General features: G+C 71.9%; 15 protein-coding genes and 4 tRNA genes. 7 read left to right on the plus strand and 12 right to left on the minus strand.

Annotation, left to right across the window (positions count from 1 at the left end):
• Positions 1 to 14 precede the first annotated feature (14 nt).
• Both ACEN9V_RS02310 and ACEN9V_RS02315 read right to left on the minus strand, forming a co-directional pair.
• Complete coding sequence (locus ACEN9V_RS02310) at positions 15 to 1550, minus strand: sensor histidine kinase (RefSeq protein WP_413601969.1); 1536 nt, start codon at positions 1548 to 1550, stop codon at positions 15 to 17.
• Positions 1547 to 2224: a response regulator gene (locus tag ACEN9V_RS02315; protein ID WP_281264495.1), complete on the minus strand. Its 678-nt coding sequence runs from the start codon at positions 2222 to 2224 to the stop codon at positions 1547 to 1549. Before ACEN9V_RS02315 ends, ACEN9V_RS02310 begins: the two co-directional genes overlap by 4 nt.
• A 152-nt stretch (positions 2225 to 2376) precedes the next feature.
• Here ACEN9V_RS02315 and ACEN9V_RS02320 point away from each other — a divergent pair, with 152 nt between their 5' ends.
• Complete coding sequence (locus ACEN9V_RS02320) at positions 2377 to 2943, plus strand: hypothetical protein (RefSeq protein WP_413601970.1); 567 nt, start codon at positions 2377 to 2379, stop codon at positions 2941 to 2943.
• 61 nt (positions 2944 to 3004) lie between these two features.
• Here the strand turns inward: ACEN9V_RS02320 and ACEN9V_RS02325 are convergent, their stop codons facing one another.
• The 7 genes from ACEN9V_RS02325 to ACEN9V_RS02355 form a co-directional block, all read right to left on the minus strand.
• Positions 3005 to 3751, minus strand: coding sequence for an FAD:protein FMN transferase (locus tag ACEN9V_RS02325; RefSeq protein ID WP_413601971.1), 747 nt, complete (start codon positions 3749 to 3751; stop codon positions 3005 to 3007).
• Positions 3748 to 4218, minus strand: coding sequence for an FMN-binding protein (locus ACEN9V_RS02330; protein WP_413601972.1), 471 nt, complete (start codon positions 4216 to 4218; stop codon positions 3748 to 3750). The genes ACEN9V_RS02325 and ACEN9V_RS02330 overlap by 4 nt, the downstream gene beginning before the upstream one ends.
• On the minus strand, positions 4215 to 5651 hold the full coding sequence (locus tag ACEN9V_RS02335) for a ferric reductase-like transmembrane domain-containing protein (protein ID WP_413601973.1): 1437 nt from the start codon (positions 5649 to 5651) through the stop codon (positions 4215 to 4217). Before ACEN9V_RS02335 ends, ACEN9V_RS02330 begins: the two co-directional genes overlap by 4 nt.
• A gap of 105 nt (positions 5652 to 5756) precedes the next feature.
• On the minus strand, positions 5757 to 7154 hold the full coding sequence (locus ACEN9V_RS02340; protein ID WP_413601974.1) for an ATP-binding protein: 1398 nt from the start codon (positions 7152 to 7154) through the stop codon (positions 5757 to 5759).
• Positions 7154 to 7834 (minus strand): response regulator transcription factor, encoded by a 681-nt coding sequence (locus ACEN9V_RS02345; protein ID WP_281264489.1) that lies wholly within the window; start codon positions 7832 to 7834, stop codon positions 7154 to 7156. The genes ACEN9V_RS02340 and ACEN9V_RS02345 overlap by 1 nt, the downstream gene beginning before the upstream one ends.
• A gap of 164 nt (positions 7835 to 7998) precedes the next feature.
• The gene (locus ACEN9V_RS02350) at positions 7999 to 9252 is read right to left on the minus strand and encodes an MFS transporter (protein WP_413601975.1); all 1254 of its coding nucleotides are present in this window, start codon (positions 9250 to 9252) and stop codon (positions 7999 to 8001) included.
• Positions 9249 to 9818, minus strand: a complete 570-nt coding sequence (locus ACEN9V_RS02355; protein WP_413601976.1) for a helix-turn-helix domain-containing protein — start codon at positions 9816 to 9818, stop codon at positions 9249 to 9251. Before ACEN9V_RS02355 ends, ACEN9V_RS02350 begins: the two co-directional genes overlap by 4 nt.
• 160 nt (positions 9819 to 9978) lie before the next feature.
• Here ACEN9V_RS02355 and ACEN9V_RS02360 point away from each other — a divergent pair, with 160 nt between their 5' ends.
• Both ACEN9V_RS02360 and ACEN9V_RS02365 read left to right on the plus strand, forming a co-directional pair.
• Positions 9979 to 10437 (plus strand): anthrone oxygenase family protein, encoded by a 459-nt coding sequence (locus ACEN9V_RS02360; RefSeq protein ID WP_413601977.1) that lies wholly within the window; start codon positions 9979 to 9981, stop codon positions 10435 to 10437.
• A gap of 113 nt (positions 10438 to 10550) precedes the next feature.
• Positions 10551 to 10964, plus strand: a complete 414-nt coding sequence (locus tag ACEN9V_RS02365; protein WP_413601978.1) for a hypothetical protein — start codon at positions 10551 to 10553, stop codon at positions 10962 to 10964.
• 41 nt (positions 10965 to 11005) lie between these two features.
• Here the strand turns inward: ACEN9V_RS02365 and ACEN9V_RS02370 are convergent.
• From ACEN9V_RS02370 to ACEN9V_RS02380, 3 genes are all read right to left on the minus strand, one after another.
• A tRNA-Val gene (locus ACEN9V_RS02370) sits at positions 11006 to 11080 on the minus strand.
• A 16-nt stretch (positions 11081 to 11096) separates the two neighbouring features.
• Positions 11097 to 11170 (minus strand) — tRNA-Cys (locus tag ACEN9V_RS02375).
• 82 nt (positions 11171 to 11252) lie between these two features.
• Positions 11253 to 11324 (minus strand) — tRNA-Gly (locus ACEN9V_RS02380).
• A gap of 211 nt (positions 11325 to 11535) precedes the next feature.
• Between ACEN9V_RS02380 and ACEN9V_RS02385 the strand changes: the two genes are divergently transcribed.
• From ACEN9V_RS02385 to ACEN9V_RS02400, 4 genes are all read left to right on the plus strand, one after another.
• Positions 11536 to 11608, plus strand: a tRNA-Val gene (locus tag ACEN9V_RS02385).
• 106 nt (positions 11609 to 11714) lie between these two features.
• Positions 11715 to 13229, plus strand: coding sequence for a DUF3375 family protein (locus ACEN9V_RS02390; RefSeq protein WP_413601979.1), 1515 nt, complete (start codon positions 11715 to 11717; stop codon positions 13227 to 13229).
• Positions 13226 to 13981: a DUF4194 domain-containing protein gene (locus ACEN9V_RS02395; protein ID WP_413601980.1), complete on the plus strand. Its 756-nt coding sequence runs from the start codon at positions 13226 to 13228 to the stop codon at positions 13979 to 13981. Before ACEN9V_RS02390 ends, ACEN9V_RS02395 begins: the two co-directional genes overlap by 4 nt.
• Entirely contained in the window at positions 13978 to 17355 is a 3378-nt protein-coding gene (locus ACEN9V_RS02400) for an ATP-binding protein (protein WP_413601981.1), read from the plus strand. The genes ACEN9V_RS02395 and ACEN9V_RS02400 overlap by 4 nt, the downstream gene beginning before the upstream one ends.
• The last annotated feature ends 169 nt before the right edge of the window (positions 17356 to 17524 follow it).

Raw genomic sequence — 17524 nt, forward strand, 5'->3', positions numbered from 1 at the left:
GTCTGGACGATTGCTCAGGTCACGATCCCGCATCCTCCGGTCGGCAAGCCGATCGGCTGCAGACCACCATGCCTGGTCGGTGTGTGCTGGTCGGTCGTTGCCGGGATCGTGAGCACGAACACGGTGCCGACTCCCGGCGGGCAGACGAGCTCGCCGCCGTGCGCCCGAGCGATGCCCCGTGCGATCGGCAGGCCGAGCCCCGCTCCCCCGCCGCTCGCCGCCCGAGCAGCGTCGAGCCGGACGAGCCGGTCGAACACACGCGCACGGTCGACCGCCGGGATCCCGGGCCCGTCGTCGGCGACGCGCACACGGCCCACGTCGCCCAGCCGGTCGATCTCGACCACGACGTGCCCGGCGCCGTCGGTCGCCCTGGCGGCGTTCTCGAGGAGGTTGGCGAGGACCTGGCCGATCCGGTCGCCGTCCGCGGACACGACGACTGCGCCATCCGTCTCGGAGACCTGGACGGTGAGGCCCGGCGAGCGGAGCCGTGCACGGTCGGCCTCACTCCTCGCGATGGCGCCGAGGTCCACGGACGCTGGCTCGAGCGCGAGGCCGCCGTCCACCCGCGCCATCAGCAACAGGTCGTCCACGAGCCGCGCCGCCCGACCGGCCTGCCGGACCACGTGCACGGCGAGCTCTTCACGCTCCACCACGTCGGGGCGTGCACGCACCAGGGTGTCGGCGGCAGCGGTGATCCCGGCCACCGGCGTCCGCAGCTCATGTGCGGCGTCCGACAAGAAGGACCGCATCCGGGCCTCCGCCGAGACGGCCTGTCGTTCCGCACCCTCGACGGCGTCGAGCATCTCGTCGAAGGCCACCGCGACGCGACCGATCTCGGTTCCCTGGCGGGCCGGACGGAGGCGCCGCCCGCGGTCACCGTGCGCGATCGAGCGTGCGGCGTTCGTCATCACGTCGAGCGGGCGCATCGTCCGCCGCACCACGATGACCAGGCCGACCGCCGCCACGAGCATGAACCCGACGGACGCGGCGAGCATCACCCATCGGAGTTCGCCGAGGACCTCGTCGACGGGGCCGGTTCCGGCGGTGAGCCGGATCCGCGAGCCGTCGCTCAGGGTCGACACGAGCGTGACGATCCGGTCGCCCTCGGTGAGCCGCGAAGACCTGATCGTCACGTGCGACGCCGCATCGGTCCCGGTCGTTGAGGGGTCCGCCGTGGCGTCCCGCGCGGGAGCGGCCGCCGGCGCGGGGAGGGTCCCGGGGTCCGGTGGACCGTGCCGCAGCTGGTCCGGGCTGGGACCGGCCTCCACGGAACCGCCGTCGGCGGCCGTGATCGTCACCGAGAGGCCCTGCATCGACAGCCGGTCGGCGAGGTCAGCCGCGTCGACCGTCCCGACGAGGGCGGCCGCCGCCGAAGCACGGTCGCGCAACCGGTCCTCGACCTGGGCGCGGAGCCGGTCGCCGAGGGTTGCCTGCACGACGACACCGAGCGCGCCGAGGAGGACCGCCAGCAGGACCAGGACCGCGACGACGGTCCGCATCCGGAGCGAACCGGTGCGGAGGACCGACGCGCTGGGCGCCTCGCCGTTCACGCCGCCACCGCACTCAATCGGTACCCGAGACCGCGCACCGTGTGGACGAGTCGTGGGCCGTGCACTTCCATCTTCCGCCGGAGCGCGCTGAGGTGGACCTCGACGAGGTTCGGGTCGACGCTGTCGTACCCCCACACCTGCGTCAGGATCTGCCCCTTCGACAGGGTCCGGCCGCGGCTCTCGGCGAGGAAGGCGAGCAGTCGGAACTCGGTCGCGGTGAGCTCGAGCACGACACCGGCGCGACGCGCGACCGCGGCGTCGGGGTCGAGGACCAGGTCGCCGACCTCGATCACGGCCGGCACCCGACCACGGCGGCGGAGGACCGCGGTGACCCTGGCGACGAGTTCCGCGATCGCGAACGGCTTCACGACGTAGTCGTCAGCGCCCTCGGCGAACCCCCTGAGCCGGTCCTCGACGTCGTCCCGGGCGGTCAGCATCACGATGGCCGCGTCAGACGAGGTGCGAACGCTCCCGGCGAGCTGGATCCCGCTCGCACCGGGGAGCATCCAGTCCAGGACCACGAGGTCCGGGACGAACGCCGCGAGGTCCCGGTGGAGCCCGGAGCCGTCGGGGGCGTCGAGCACGACGAGGCCCTCGTCGCGCAGGGAGCGTGCGACGGAGACACGGATGGTCTCGTCGTCGTCGATGAGCAGGACGCGGGCTGGACTGGGCACGGCGGACACCGTACGTCCGCGATTCGATCACGAAGCCTGGAACGACCTGGGGAGCACCTGTGCTTCAGTCATGCTTCAGATTCGACTTCGACCGTGGTCCACGTCGGCAGCACAGCCGACCCGGCACCGCCGGACGACGAAGTGGAGACACCATGGCGAACGAGAACGAGAACGAGAACCAGCACGACGAACCGACACGGGAGTACCCGCGCGGCGGCTTCGGCCAGGGCGCGCAGCCGACCGAGCAGTTCGCCGCCGCCGAGGCCCCGGCTCCGGCGTCCGCCACCGACCGACCCCGTCGTCTCGGGCGGCGGATCGGGATCGGCGCGGCGATCGTCGCCGTGCTGATCGGCGGCGTCGGTGTGACCGCGGCGGTGGCGGCCGGTGGCGACGGCGGGAGCACGCCGGTGGCAGCCCCGTCCGGCGCGCCCTCGGGCAAGCCGTCGGGCGCTCCGACGGGCGCGCCGACCGGCGCACCGACGCCGGGTGCAGCAGGACCCGACGCGGCGGGACCGGGTGCTGCGAGCGGACCGGGCGGTACCTGCGCTCCGGGTGCCGGCGGAGGACCGGCAGCTGCAGCACCCACCCCGCCGAAGGACGGGCCCGCACCGGACGGGGCCGCTGCCGCTCCGAACCCGACCGATGCCCCGAAGCCGCCGAAGGACGCCCCGAAGCAGTCCACGGATGCGCCGAGCACATCGCCGACCAGCGGTTCCTGACCGGTCGGCAGCCCCCGCCGGACGACGGTCCGACGGGGCTGCCGTCGGCTCCGCGGGCCGATCAGGGCACCGGTGCCGCTCCGGTGGTGACCCAGGAGGACGCACCGGGCGTCGCCCACACCCTCCCGTCCGCCCCGAAGGCCAGGACGTCGACGTCGACGTCGCTCGTGAACCGACCGAGGTCCTCCTCGTCGCCGGCGACGATCGCGGTGGCGAGCACGTCGGCGGTGACGACGTCGTCCGCGACCACGGTCGCCTGCACGAACGTCGGAGTCGTGCTTCGCCAGATGTGCTCGCCGCGTTCGGCGGTCCCGGAGGTCGCGACCGCACGGCGGGGCGCGTCGAGACGGACGACGCCGACGACCGTGTCGCGGTGCGCCGGGTCGACCACCCCGACGCTCCACGGCTCGACACCGCGGTGCATCCCACGGACGAGCACGTCGCCGCCGGCGCTGATCATCCAGTCGGCACCCGCCTCGTCCAGCACCGCTCCCGCGTCGCGGATGGCGAGTGCCTTCACGACGCCGGAGAGGTCGACCACGCCGTCGGGGCGGTGCGGGGTGAACGCGCCGCCGGTCCGCTCCCGCCAGTCCAGAGCAAGTGCGTACACGTCGCGGACCTGCTCCGGTGTGTCGGGGAGCCGGATCGTGCCGTCGGCCACCCGACTGAGGACCGATGACGGGTCGTAGAGGCTGTACCGGTGGTCGTAGCCCGCGAACACGGCGCGGACCTCGGACGCAGCCGCCGCGGTCGCTCCGCGGAGACTGACGACGGTCCCCATCGTCTCGAAGGTCAGGACGTCGTTCACAGTCCCGCCTTGTCGATCGCGGACTGCAGCGAAGTCGTGTACCCCTCGCTGGTGAAGGTCGCGCCACTCACGGCCTGGATCGACGCGGACTGTGCGGCGAGGGCCTCCTGCCGGAGGATCGGTGCCGCTTGCTGGCTGATCTGCACGGATCGGCCGTCGTGGTCGGTGAGCTGCAGGGCGGTGACGTCGGTGATCTTGCCACCCGCGACGGTGATCCGGACCTGCACGGGGCCGTACCGGGTCTGGGTGGCATCACCGGTGAACGTGCCCGAGACGGACACCCCGCCGGTGCCCGACGCCGTGCTGCCGGACGACCCGCTCCCCGATGATCCGCTCCCCGACGCGGAGCTGCCGGACGTCGTGCTCTGCGACGGCGCGGTGACGGCAGGCTCGCCGCCGAGCTGCCAGCCGATGACGAGGACCGCGATCGACGACACGATCCCCCCGACGACGGCGCGCGCCCTCATGACTCGAACCGTTCCTGGTGGATCTGGTGTTCGGGGACCCCTGCGAGCCGGGCCTCGCGGACGACGAGGTCCGACCAGGCGCGGGGCCCGCAGACGTACAGGTCCGACTCGAGCAGCCGCGGGAAGACCGACAGCAGGGTGACGCCGCGACGGAGGTCCTCCTCGGGCATCCAGGTCGCTCGGGACCGAGCACGGTGTCCGACCATCGCGAAGAGCCGGCTGCCCGTGGTCGCCGCCAGGTCGGCGGTCTCCCGCCAGAGGTACTGCTGCTGCGCATCGCTCCCACGCAGGAGCACCGTCGCTTCGCCCGGTCGGAGGTCGGTGTCCTCCAGCAACGCGCGGACGGGCGTGATCCCGATCCCCGAGGCCACGAGCGCCAGGTACGGTGCCGTCCGGGCGCGGCTCGTGAAGAGGCCGTACGGACCCTCGAGCGAGACGAACGCCCCCGGCCGGATCCGACCCAGTCGCGACGACCCCGCGCCGAGGTCCCGGACGGTGATGCGGGCCCGGTCACGTCCGGGCACCGCCGAGAACGACACCGGGTGGGCGTGCCACCAGGTCGTCGCCGTCCAGAACCGCCAGACGCCGTACTGTCCGCCGCGCGCGCCGAGTCGGTCGAGGTCGCGCCCGGCGAGGTGGATCGACACGACACCGGGGGCGATGGGTTCCACGCCGACGACGCGGATCCGGTGCCGGACGGTCACGACGAACGGCACCGCGAACCGGTACACGGCGATGAGGCCGAGCGCGAGGACGTACAGCGCGATCCAGTACGCCCGCTGCCACGTCCCTGCCGCGAGCACGCTGCCCGCGCTCAGCATGTGCGGCAGCGCGACGAGCACCGCCGCGTAGCTGAGCAGGTGGATGACGTGCCAGGCCTCGTACGGCAGGCGCCGACGCACGGCGACGAGCGAGGACACCACGACGGCGACGAACAGGCCGAGCCCGAGGTACGCCAGCGGCATGTCCGGCGTCGAGAAGAGCGCGATCGTCTCGACGATCGGCCCGGTGCCCGCCGACGCGCCGTAACCGAGTGTCAGGAGCGCTCCGTGCGCCAGCAGCAGGTACAGCACCGGCTTGCCGAGCGATCGGTGGACCGCGATCGCCGTGTCCTGCCCGAAGGTGCGGTCGATGAGCGGCACCCGGGCGGCGAGCACCAGCATCACGAGGACGAGGTCGGTCGCGATCAGGCCGGCGACGATGCCGGCATCGGTGAGCCACCCACCGATGCCGACGACCGAGTGCGATCCGGGTGACGCGAGCCACAACGCGACGGCGACCGCGGCGGAGATCCAGGCGAGGATCCCGAGCAGGTCGGTCGTCGCACTGCGACGACGTCGGGACCGGTCGCGACGACGCGCGGCGACGGCGAGGGGTTCGGTGGCCGGGGCCGCTGCGAGCGGGTGGGCCGTGGGCCGAGCGGTGTCGATCATCGGCTCGTTCCTCTCCAGCATGTGATCGGGTGACGCTCAGCATCGACACCGGCCCTTGGGAGGAACCCGGAACGGGACGTGGACTTCGTTCGAGACTTCGAGTGATCAGGCTCGCCGTGGGGCAGCGTCGGTGCGGGGCAGCACGACCGTCGCGACCGCGCCGCGCTCCTCGCCGTTCCGGAGCGACGCGGTCCCGCCGGCCCGTTCGGCGATCCCACGGACGAGCGCGAGCCCGAGACCGCTCCCGGTACCGTTCCCGCTCGGCGCCGTCCGACGTGAACTGTCGGCTCGGGCGAACCGCTCGAAGGCCTTCGGCAGGAAGCCCTCCGGGATCCCGTGGCCGTCGTCCACCACGCGCAGCACGAGCCGGCGCGTCGCATCCTGTTCGAGCTGCACCCGGACCACGCCGCGGGCGTCCCCCGCGGCGACGGCGTTGGCGACGAGGTTGTCGACGACCCGCGCGAACGCTGCCGGTTCGACCCCGTACCGCTCGTCCGGAGCGTCGACGGCGACCGAGAAGTCGATGTCGCGGTCTCCCGCGCCGTGTGCCGCCCGCGCCCGGTCGATCGAGCCCATGAGCTCGGTGACGAGGTCGGCGGCGGCGGTCGGCGGCGCCGGCTCCGCCTCGTCGAGCCGGCTCAGCTCGAGCATCGTGTTCGCGAGGGCCACCAGCCGCGCGGCGTCGTCCTCAGCGGCCTGCAGCTCCCGGGCGAGCGCGTCCGCGTCGCCTGCCGACCGGTGCGCCAACTCCAGCCGGGCGGTGAGCGCGGCCAGCGGGGTCCGGAGTTCGTGGCTCGCGTCCGAGACCATCCGACGCTCCCGCTCGGCGTTCTCCCGCTGCCGGTCGATGAAGGCGTTCAGCGTCCGCGCGAGCGCCGCGAGTTCGTCGTCGGACGTCCCGACCGGCAGGTGCCCGCTCGTCCTGCCGGCGCTGAGGTCCTCGGCGGTGCGGCGCATCCGCCCGACGGGTCGGAGTGCGAGGGTCGACAGGAGCCACGCGGCCGCGCCGAACGCGAGCAGCGCGAGGACCGTACCGACCGCGAGCGACCGGTCGACGCGCGCGACCGTCTCCTCGCCGGCGCGACCGTCGTGCGCCGCCCAGACCACGAAGGCCCCGTCGTCGTTCACCACCGGGGTGCCCACCACGGTCATCACCCGGTGCCCGGCTTCCGTGCGGAGCGTCACTCCGCCTTCGGGGACGTCCGTGGGCAGCACGGACCGCACGTCAGCGGGGAGCGAGTCGACCACCCACCGTCCCGATGCGGAACGGATGCCGACGAGGACACCCTCGGCGGGCCGGTCCGGTGGCTCGTCCGGGTTGTGGAGGAGGTCCGACACGAACGGGGCGGCGTCGCCGGACGCGAGCGACGCGTCCGACGCCAGCGACGCGCGCTCGATCTGCACGTGCAGCACCACGGCGACGCCGCACAGTACGACGGCCCCGACGACGAGGCTCCCGAGCGTGATACGGGCGCGGATGGACAGTCGACGGAAGACGTTCATCAGGACGCGACGACCTCGAGCGCGTACCCGACGCCGCGGACCGTGCGGATCGCGACGTCGGCCCCTGCTGCGTGCAGCTTCTTGCGCACGTAGCTGACGTACTGGTCGACGATCGTGGGGTCGAAGTGCTCGGCGCTCCCCCACACCTCCCGCAGCACGTCCGCTCGCGTCCGCGGCGACGGCGACCCCTGGACGAGGAACCGGAGCAGCGAGAACTCCTTGACGCTCAGGGGCATGTCGCGGCCGCGGACCGACGCCCGGACCGCGACGGTGTCCAGCCGGACCGTCCCCGCCTCCACGATCGTCGCGGTCCCGGCAGCGCGCCGCCGGAGGTGGGCGCGGATACGGGCGTTGAGTTCGGCGATCGCGAAGGGCTTCGTCAGGTAGTCGTCGGCACCGGAGTCGAGCCCGAAGACCCGGTCGTCCACGGCGTCACGTGCGGTGACGAGCACCACCGGGAAGTCCTCCCCGAGCTCTCGGAGTCGTCGGCAGACCTCGAACCCGGTCATCTCGGGCAGCATCACGTCGATCGCTGCCGCGTCGAACGACTGTGCGCGCGCGGCGACGAGCGCGGCGATCCCGTCGCCCACGACGGTGACCGTGTGCCCCTCGCCGGTCAGCCCTCGCTCGACGAGCGACCGCATCTCCGGGTCGTCCTCGACCACCAGGATGTTCGCCACGTCACACCCGAGCGTCCCGCTCGACGCCCGTCCCTCCGGTGATCGCCACACGCATACCAGCGATCGTAGGCCCGCATCCGCCCGACGGGAGCCACGGTGCGGGCCGGCACCGAGCCTCCCGTCCGGCGGATGGCCGCGCCGGTCGGCCACCGCGATGCTGGTCGTCAGCCGGGAGGGGTGCGGAACCGCCGTGGGAGCAGGACGAACGCCAGCACCGCGGTGATCGCGTAGGCGGCGGCTTGGACCTCCAGCAGCGGCAGGGTGCCGAGCGGTTCCTGGAGGAGACCGGCGACGGTGATCCCGATCGCCTGACCGACCGCTTGCCCGAGCCCGAGCGCAGCGAACGCCGTCCCACGGACTGCGCCGTCGACCGCCCGCTGCAGCAGACTCGTGAGTCCGGCGCCCATGAACACCGCCGGCACACCGATCGTCGCGAAGAGCACGGCGTAGACCGGCACGGCGTGGGTGACGAACGACGCGTTCCACACGAGGACGGTGATCACCGTGAACGTGCTCGCACCGATGAGGGCGAGCCGGAGCGCGTCGATCCTCGCGCCGAGGACCCCCAGTGCGAGGCCGGCGCCGATCGCCCCGATCGCCTGTACTCCGCGCAGCAGGCCGACGTCTGCCGCGTCGCCACGGATGACGTCGGTCACGAAGAAGACGAACAGGACGAGGAAGAGCCCCTGCGCGATCGACGCGACCGTGCTCACCAGGACCAGGTGCCGCGTTGCACGGTCGCCGAGGGCACGGAGGACGCCGCCGGTGTTCGGTCCGATCGGGATGGGGGAAGCAGGCGGAGCCGGATCGACGCGTCGCCCGTGCGGCACGCTGAGGACGAGGGCAGCGGCGACGACGTACGAGGCCACGTCGACGAGCGCCACCGTGCCGATGGACCCGACCGCGAGCAGCACGCCGCCGAGCGGGCCACCGATGATCCGGCCGAGGTCGTTGTTCAGCCCGACGAGGGCATTCGCCGAGTTCGCCCGATCGAGCCCGACGAGCGTCGGGAGGAGCGCGTTCTTGGCCGGCAGGAAGAACGCGCCGAACGACGCCTGCGCGACGATGACGGCGTAGACGAGCGGCAGCTCCGACCGGTCGTGCACGAGGAGCAGCGGCAGGAGGGTGAGGGCCTGACCGAGCATCGCGACGACCATCACGCGCCGGTGTGGCAGCCGGTCGGTGACCCGCGCGACGACCGGGGCGAGCAGCACGGGCGGGGCGAGTTCGAGGAGGAACGCGAACGACGTCCCGACGGCCGATCCGGTGAGCCGGAGGACGACGAGCGGCAACGCGATGAACATCAGCCAGTCGCCGGTGTCCGACACGAGCCCCGCGAGCCAGAGCCGTCGGAACGCCGGTACCGCCATCGCCGAGCCTGCGAGGCCACGGCGCGTGGTCGGCGGCGTGCTCGTCATCGGTCGGGGCCGAACCCGAGTCGCGGGAACGCGCTGAGTGAGAGGTGGACGTGTTCGGCGTCACCGGGGGTGTTCGCCCGCGTGGCCTGGATGTACGGCCGGACGACGGCATCGAGCCGCGCGACGACCTCGGCGAGTTCGGTCGGTGTCAGCGCGAGCCCGTAGCTGGCGTGGACGTCCGCTGCCCGCCAAGCCCCCGGGACCGCGTCCCGACCGCGGAGGTACTCGCGCAGGAGGTGGTGGTCGAGCTCGACCGACGCCGCCAACATCCGGTCCAGTCCCGCCACGTCCGCCGGATCGACGTCGTCGGTGGTGAAGCCGGTGATGCTCGTCCGCCACGGCCTGGACCGACCGTCGCCCGACGGGTCCGGTTCGACCAGTCCGTGGGACGCGAGCACCCTGAGGTGGTAACTGCAGTTCGACGGCGTGTCGCCCACCGCCCGGGCGCATTGTGACGCCGTCGCGGGGCCCGACGCCGCCAGGTACCCCAGGACGTCGAGCCGTACCGGGTGCGACAGTGCGTCGAGGACGCCGGGATCGGCGAGATTGGGACGGTTCTCCTGCACGGGGACTCCTCGATCTGAAGTGGATTTTCAGATCGTACGTCCGGTTGTCGCGATCTGCAAATGTCTTTCAGGTGCAGCGTGGGCGATGATCGTTCCTGGACGAAGGGAACATCGTGGACACCATCCCCACCGTCGGCGCCGATCATGCCGAGGACCGCACGTGAACGCCCTCCTCGTGGCCCAGCTGGTCCTCGTCGGGTTGCTCGCCGGCGAGGAGCTGATCGTCCGGTGGGGTGTCCAGCCGGCGATGGCCGCCCTGCCCGACGACGCGCACGTCCGCACGCGCATCGCACTGGTCAAGTCCCTCAAGGTCGTCGTGCCGATCCTGATGATCCCTGCGGTCCTGGCATCCATCGCCGTCCTCGTCGTCGGTGGAACAGGCGACGGGCTCGTGTGGCGGATCGCCGCGGTCGCCGCCCTGACGGTGTTCGTCCTGGCGTCGTTCCTCGGGACCGTCCCGATCAACATCGGCGTGAACGACTGGGACCCTGCCGATCCCCCGGCGGACTGGAAACGGATCGTGACCCGCTGGGAGCGCATCGACGTCCTGCGGTCGAGCGCCGCGGTGATCGCGTTCGTGGCGTCCGCCATCGCCGTCGTCCAGGCCTCGAGCACGTGATGCCCGCGAACCGCCGCCTTCCCCGTCGCGCGGACGATCGCCGGCGCGCGGTCGTGACCCGGGTGGCCTGGTGGCGCACACCGTGGTGGCATCCTCGCCGGTGGGAGGCCCGCATGTGGGTGGTGCTCACCGCCGCTGCGGCTGGTGGAGTCGCCCGTGAGATCGTGCACCCGTTCTACGAGGACGCCGCCGACGCGCTCGTGCACTGGCTCGGGCTGCTGCCGTTCGTCCTGCTGCTGACGTACGTACTGGTCGGCCGGTGGAAGAAGGGCATGACGGTGCTGTGGCGGCCGACGTGGCCCGAGTGGCGCCGCCTGCTCGTCGTCGCGCCGCTCGCCTTGTTCGCGGTGCGGCTGCTCATCGAGGACGACGCTTCGTGGCGCTGGCTCTTCGCGGGCATCGCCACGGTCATGATCGCCCTCGCCGTGGCACGCGGCATCTGCGTGGTGCGGGACCGACGCCGGCGAACCGACGTGTACGGAAACGTGGCCACGGATCCGTACGCGGCGACGTCGCCGACCCGGTAGCAGGAACGACGAAACCCCCGGCCGAGGCCGGGGGTTTCAGATGGTGGGCGATACTGGGATCGAACCAGTGACCTCTTCCGTGTCAGGGAAGCGCGCTACCGCTGCGCCAATCGCCCAGAGAGAGTTGAATTCTGGAGGTGGGGACGGGATTCGAACCCGCGTGGACGGCTTTGCAGGCCGCTGCCTAGCCTCTCGGCCACCCCACCATCGAGGTTCACGTCTCCGTGAGTACCCGAACGGTGGGATACCCTCTGGTGAGAAACCGGATCCCGAGGGAACCAGTACTCGAGCGGATGACGAGATTCGAACTCGCGACCCTCACCTTGGCAAGGTGATGCGCTACCACTGCGCCACATCCGCATGTCTGACCCGCTCTCGCGGCGACTCGTAAACTGTATCCGACTCCGACGCGTTTCTCCAAAATCCTGGGTGTTCACCGGGCGTGTCCCCCGAGTTCATGCGGATCGAGGCGCATCCAGCGCGGCACGAAGCACCCCGACGCGCGCGGGGGCACCGCCGTGTTCGGCACACCGCCCGACATCCGCTACTATCGATCCGCACGCAAGTGCAGGGGCGATTGGCGCAGTTGGTAGCGCGCTTCGTTCACACCGAAGAGGTCATCAGTTCGAGTCTGGTATCGCCCACGTGCCCATTCAGGGCCTGAAGAACAACCAAGAGAGCCCGACGCAACCGCGTCGGGCTCTTTTCGTCCCCCAACCGGACACGACCGATCACCAGAGCAAGGGCAGCATGACCGACGTCGACCTCGAGTACGCACGCGTGCGCGCGGTGCTCGACCGCCCGACGCTGCGCCTCATGTCCCGCCCGACGAGCGCCGTCGTGCTCGCGGTGTTCCGCACGGTGTTCGACCGCGACGTGCAGTACGTCCCCGCCGACCGGATGCACCTGCAGGTCGAGGAGCACGTCGCACGGCTGCAGGCGACCGGCGCCAGGGTCCCGGCGAGCGAGAACCCGCAGGACGACGACAAGCGCCCGAACGGCCGAGCGCTCTGCCGTGAATGGGTCGCGGCGCAGTGGCTCGTGCGGTCGAACTCCCCCGACGGTGACGAGCAGTACTCCCTCACGAGCCACGCCCTCGAAGCACTGAGCCTCGTCGACGCCCTGTCCGCCGACCGGGCCCTGATCAGCGAGAGCCGCCTGGCGATGATCGTCGACGCGGTGCACCGGTGGGCCGCCAGGGCGGAGCCGGACCCCGACGTGCAGATCCGCCGCATCGACGCACAGATCGCCGAACTCCAGGCAGAGCGCGACCGGCTGGCGACGGGTGACGCCCCGACCACCGTCGACGACGACCGGATGCGCGACGGCTACACGAACATCACCGACCTCATCCGCCAGCTCCCGAGCGACTTCAAGCGCGTCGAGGAAGCCGTCGCGTCGATGCACCGCGAGATCGTCGAGGACTTCCGGAACGAGGTCCGTCCGATCGGCGAGATCCTCGACGACTACCTCGCACGCACGGACACGCTCATGGAGGCCACGCCGGAGGGCCGGGCGTTCGAGGGCGCCTTCGAGCTCCTCCGCGACGACGCACTGCTCCTGCGCCTCCGCGACGACATCGCGACGATCCTCGAGCACCCGTTCGCCGAGTCCCTCAACGCCGCGGAGCGCCGGGCCTTCCGCAACACCGTGAGCATCCTGCGGCAGGGCATCGAGGACGTCCTCGCCCAGCGTCGCCTGCTCACCGGGACGCTCCGCGACCAGATCGTCGCGCACGACGTCGTCCGTGACCGCGAGCTCGACGCGGTGCTGCGGAGCGTGAACCGCCGGCTCGCGACGCTGATGGGCGACGGCAGCACCCGCGGCACCCTCCCGCTCGAGCTCCTGCCGCCGGTCGCCGAGATCGGCACCCTGCGCGAGCGCTTCTACGACCCGGACACCGAGGCCGTCCCGCCGCCCATCGAGGAGCCGGACGACGACGTCTTCGACGAGATCGACGTCGACTCCCTCCGACGTCACGGCGGCCCGCTCCTGACCGAACTCCGCGCGGCACTGCGGTTCAGCACCGCGGCCACCAGCGACGGCGCGTTCCACGAGCTCCCCCCTGAGCAGCGGCGTCCCGTCGAGCTGTTCGGTCTGGCGCACCTGCTGACCGGTCGGGACGACTTCGAGGCCGCGGCCGCAGCCGTCGCGCACGAGACCGTGCGCCCGGACGGCACGGCGGTCGCCTTCACCATGCCGACGGCCGCGTTGACCCCGCGGGATCCGTTCGCAGACGACGACGACACCCTGGAGGCTCGGTGACCGACACGACGTCAGCTCCCGTCGACGAGACGGACGAGTACGACGACCCCACTCCCGTGGAGCAGGACGACGAGCGTGACGAGTCCAGCTTCGCCCTCTTCGAAGGCGACGAGGGCCGGCTCGACGAGCTCCAGCGTCGCGCCTTCGTCGCGCTGCTCCGGCACTCGTACATCAGCGCGCGCACGCACGCGGACGAGTGGCGCGCGGTCCTCGACGCCGAGTACCAGCTCCGGTCCCGGCTGAACGACCTGTTCCTCGAACTGCACGTCGACCGGGACCGCGAGGTCGCGTGGAAGCGTCAGGCCCGGTCCGAGAGCCAGCGCCGCGCGTTCCCGACGCTCCTCCGGGACGTCCCGTACACGCGCGAGGAGACGATCGTCCTCGTCTACCTCCGCATGCGACTCCGCGCCGACGCCCGACCGGGGCCGGACCAGGTCGTCGTCGACCGGTCGGAGATCCTCGGGCACGTCGCCGGGTTCCGGCCCGCCACCGCGACCGACAAGACGCGCGACGAGGGCCGGGTCGCGAAGGCCATCGACCGACTCGTGACCGCGCGGGTGCTCCTCAAGACGAGCGACCCCGACCGCTTCCGCATCGCGAGCGTCGTCGAGGTCCTGCTCCCGCTGGAGCGGCTCCTGGAACTCGATCAGTGGCTGGCCAACGTGACCACCGGCGGGGGCTCCGAGCCTGACGAAGCCGAGCCGAGCCTCCAGACCGACACCGACGAAACGGAAGACGAGGACGAGTCGTGACCGACTTCCGGATGGACACCGCCGGCATGCCGGCGCTCTTCGACACCGTCGCGCAGTGGCGCGCCGAGTCCATGCAGGTCGTCAACTGGGGCGGCTTCCACGGCCACCGCCGGGTCGAGCTCTCCGGTGCGGCGACGCTCATCTCCGGCGCATCCGGAACCGGCAAGTCGACCCTCATGGACGCGTACCTCGCCGTGATGATGCCGTCCGACGTGCCGTTCAACGGCGCCTCGAACGACGCGACCACCGGGCGGGCGCGGAGTGCGGACCAGCGCAACCTGCTGACGTACCTGCGCGGCAAGGTCGACTCCCGGCGCGACCCGGAGTCCGGGGCGCTCCGCGACGTGAACCTCCGCGGTGACGAGACGGCGACGTGGGGTGCGGTCGCCGTCACGTTCCGGAACGACGACGAGCGACAGTTCACGGTGCTGCGCGCGTACATCGTGCCGAAGCGTGCCCGTGGTGTCGGCGACATCCAGATGACCATGGCGACCGTGGACGACGACTTCGACCTGCGCCGGCTCGAGGACTTCGTGCCGTCCCGGTTCAGCCACCTCGAGCTCACCGGACGCGTGCCGGGGCTCGTCATCCGCGACACCTACCAGGAGCTCGCGTACACGCTGCAGACGCGGCTCGGGATCGGCGACTCCGGCGGCGGGAACCGGGCGATGCGCCTGCTCGCCCGCATCCAGGCCGGGCAGCACATGCCGACGGTCGACTCGCTGTACAAGTCGCTCGTGCTCGAGACCCCCGGCACGTACGAGGCCGCCGACCGGGCGCTCGCCCACTTCGCCGCGCTCGACGAGGCGTACGAGGCGATGGACACCGAGGAGCGCAAGGTCGCGATCCTCTCCCCCATCACCGAGCTGCACCTGGAGATCGAACGGTCCCGCGCCGCCGCCGAGACCCTCGACGGCATCGCCACCGGGTCCGAGGTGTCACCGTTCGCGCACTGGACGGCCACCAGGAAGCGTGCGCTGCTCGACGACGAGGTCTCGCGCAACTCGCGCGCCCGGACCGTCGCACGAGCCGAGGTCGAGGCAGCTTCCGCTCGCCACGCCGCGGTCGAGATCGAGCTGCGGGAGGCCGAGGCTCGACTCCGGGACTCCGGGGGCAACGCGCTCGCCCAGCTCGAGGACCGCATCGACCGCGGCACGCGTGAGCGCGAGGTCGTGCTCCGCGCGCGCGAGGCCTTCGAGTCGCGGACGGCGCTGCTCGGGGAGGTGCCGACGACCGAGACCGCCTTCGGCACGGCCCAGCGGGACTCGCACGAGTTCCTCGGCACGTTCGGTGCCACCCGCGCCGCGCTCGACGAGCGTCGGGACGCCCTGACGCGGGAGGAGTACCCCCTCCTCGACCGTGAGCGGTCGCTGCGTCAGGAGCGCCAGTCGCTCGAACACCGGCAGGGTGCGATGCCGCTGCCGATGCACGAGGCACGGGTGGCGATGGCGAACGCCGCCGGCATCGACCCGTCGTCCCTGCCGTTCGTCGCCGAGCTGCTCGACGTCCTCCCCGGTGAGGAACGATGGCGCACGGCGATCGAGTCGGTGCTCGCGCCCGTCGCCCGCACGCTGCTCGTCGACCAGGACCAGCTCGACTCCTTCAGTGCCGCGATCGACTCGCTGCGCATCGGGGTGCGGGTGCAGTTCGAGGGCGTCCCGTCCGGTCCGCACCTGGACCTCGACGGCGACCGGTCCATGGTGTCCGGCAAGCTCGCGATCAAGGACTCCCCCTTCAGCACGTGGGTCCGCTCGCGCATCGAGTCCGACCGGATCGACGCCCGCTGCGTTTCCTCCGCCGCCGAGCTGGGTGATGGCGGCCGCCGTGTGACCGAATCAGGGCAGCTCCGCGACGGCCGACGTGGCGCGCACGGCGACCGCCGCCAGGCGAACGTCATCGGCTTCACGAACGAGGCCCGCGTCGTCGCCGTCGAGACCGAACTCGCCTCCATCGCCGAGGACCTCACCACACTCGAGGCCCGCCGGACCGACGTCGCGCAGGACATCGCGGCACTCGAGGCCCTCCGCGCCGCCCACCAGCACCGGGTCGACACGACGTGGGAGAGCATCGACGTCGCCGGCGTCGACGCGTCGCTGACGCGCCTGGGCGAGGAACGGGAGGCCGTGCTCGCCGCCGACGACGGGCTGCGGACGCTCCGGGCGTCGGTCGCGAAGCTGCGTGCGGCCCTCGACGAGGCCTCCGACCGTCGATCGGCCGCGCGGCTCACGGTCACACGGCTCGAGGAGCGCCACGCGGTGCTCGTCGACGGGCAGGACGCCGCCGCCGAGATCCTCGAGCGGTTCGAGTCCACGCCGACCGCGGTGCCGGACGAGGAACAGGCACACCTCCTCGAGGAGACGTTCGAGGAGGTCGGCGCACCGGACACCGTCGACGGGTTCGACGACGCGACGAAGCGACTGCGCCGACGACTCGAGGAACGACTCTCGCAGGCTCTCGACGGGGCGGCGTCGGCGTCCAACGCCATGACGCTGACCTTCCAGCGCTACCAGGACGCGTGGCACGACCCGAACCTCGGCACCGGCGTCGCGTCGTACCCCGACTACCGCGCGATCCTCGACCAGATCGTGGCGACGGGGCTGCACGCACGGCGCAGCGAGTGGCGTCGCCGCCTGTCGCAGTGGAGTGGCGAGGACCTGGTCCCGCTCGCCGGGGCGTTCGACCGTGCGGTCGTCGAGATCGAGGAGCGGTTGGAGCCGGTCAACGAGATCCTCCGCGACCTGCCGTTCGGTGCGAACCGGGACCGCCTGAAGATCGTCATCCGCCGGGTCACGCGCGAGGACGTCTCGCAGTTCCGTCGCGAGCTCCGTGCACTGTCGGCCTCGGTCGACGCGGAGCTCACCGACGACGTGCTCGAGACCCGCTTCCGGCGGCTCCGGCGCTTCATGGCGGTCATCCGGGTCGACGCGGATGCGCCGCGAGGACGGACGACCCAGCGCGATGCCGTGCTCGACGTCCGTCGGCACATGGAGATCACGGCCGTGCGGTACGACACCGACGGCAACGACCTCGGCGTGTACTCGTCGCTGGGCGACAAGTCCGGTGGCGAGACGCAGGAGCTCGTCGCGTTCATCGTGGGGGCTGCGCTCCGGTACCAGCTCGGCGACGAGACCCGTCCCCGACCCCGGTTCGCGCCGGTGTTCCTCGACGAGGCGTTCATCAAGGCCGACTCGGAGTTCGCCGGTCGTGCCGTGACGGCGTGGCTCCGGCTCGGGTTCCAGCTCGTGGTCAGTGCCCCGCTCGACAAGGTCACGGCGCTCGAGCCCTCGATGGAGCGGCTGCTGTCGATGCGCAAGCACCCGGAGACCGGCCACTCGTCCATCACCGAGATCGTGCGCGTCCCGTCTGCGTCCTGAGTCCCTCGCGCCCAGCTGCGTCGACCGGTCACGACACCCCGCTCACCGCTGCCGAGCGGTCGCATCCCGTCGGAACGAAGCGTCGCGGGCAACACTTCGTGACCACTCGGCGTACAGCGCGCGGGGTGTTGTGGCCACTCCGGCGGATACGGGCAGCGCACTCCTGCAG

It is taken from the genome of Curtobacterium sp. Curtsp57 (assembly GCF_047324335.1).
Classification (GTDB): Bacteria; Actinomycetota; Actinomycetes; order Actinomycetales; family Microbacteriaceae; genus Curtobacterium.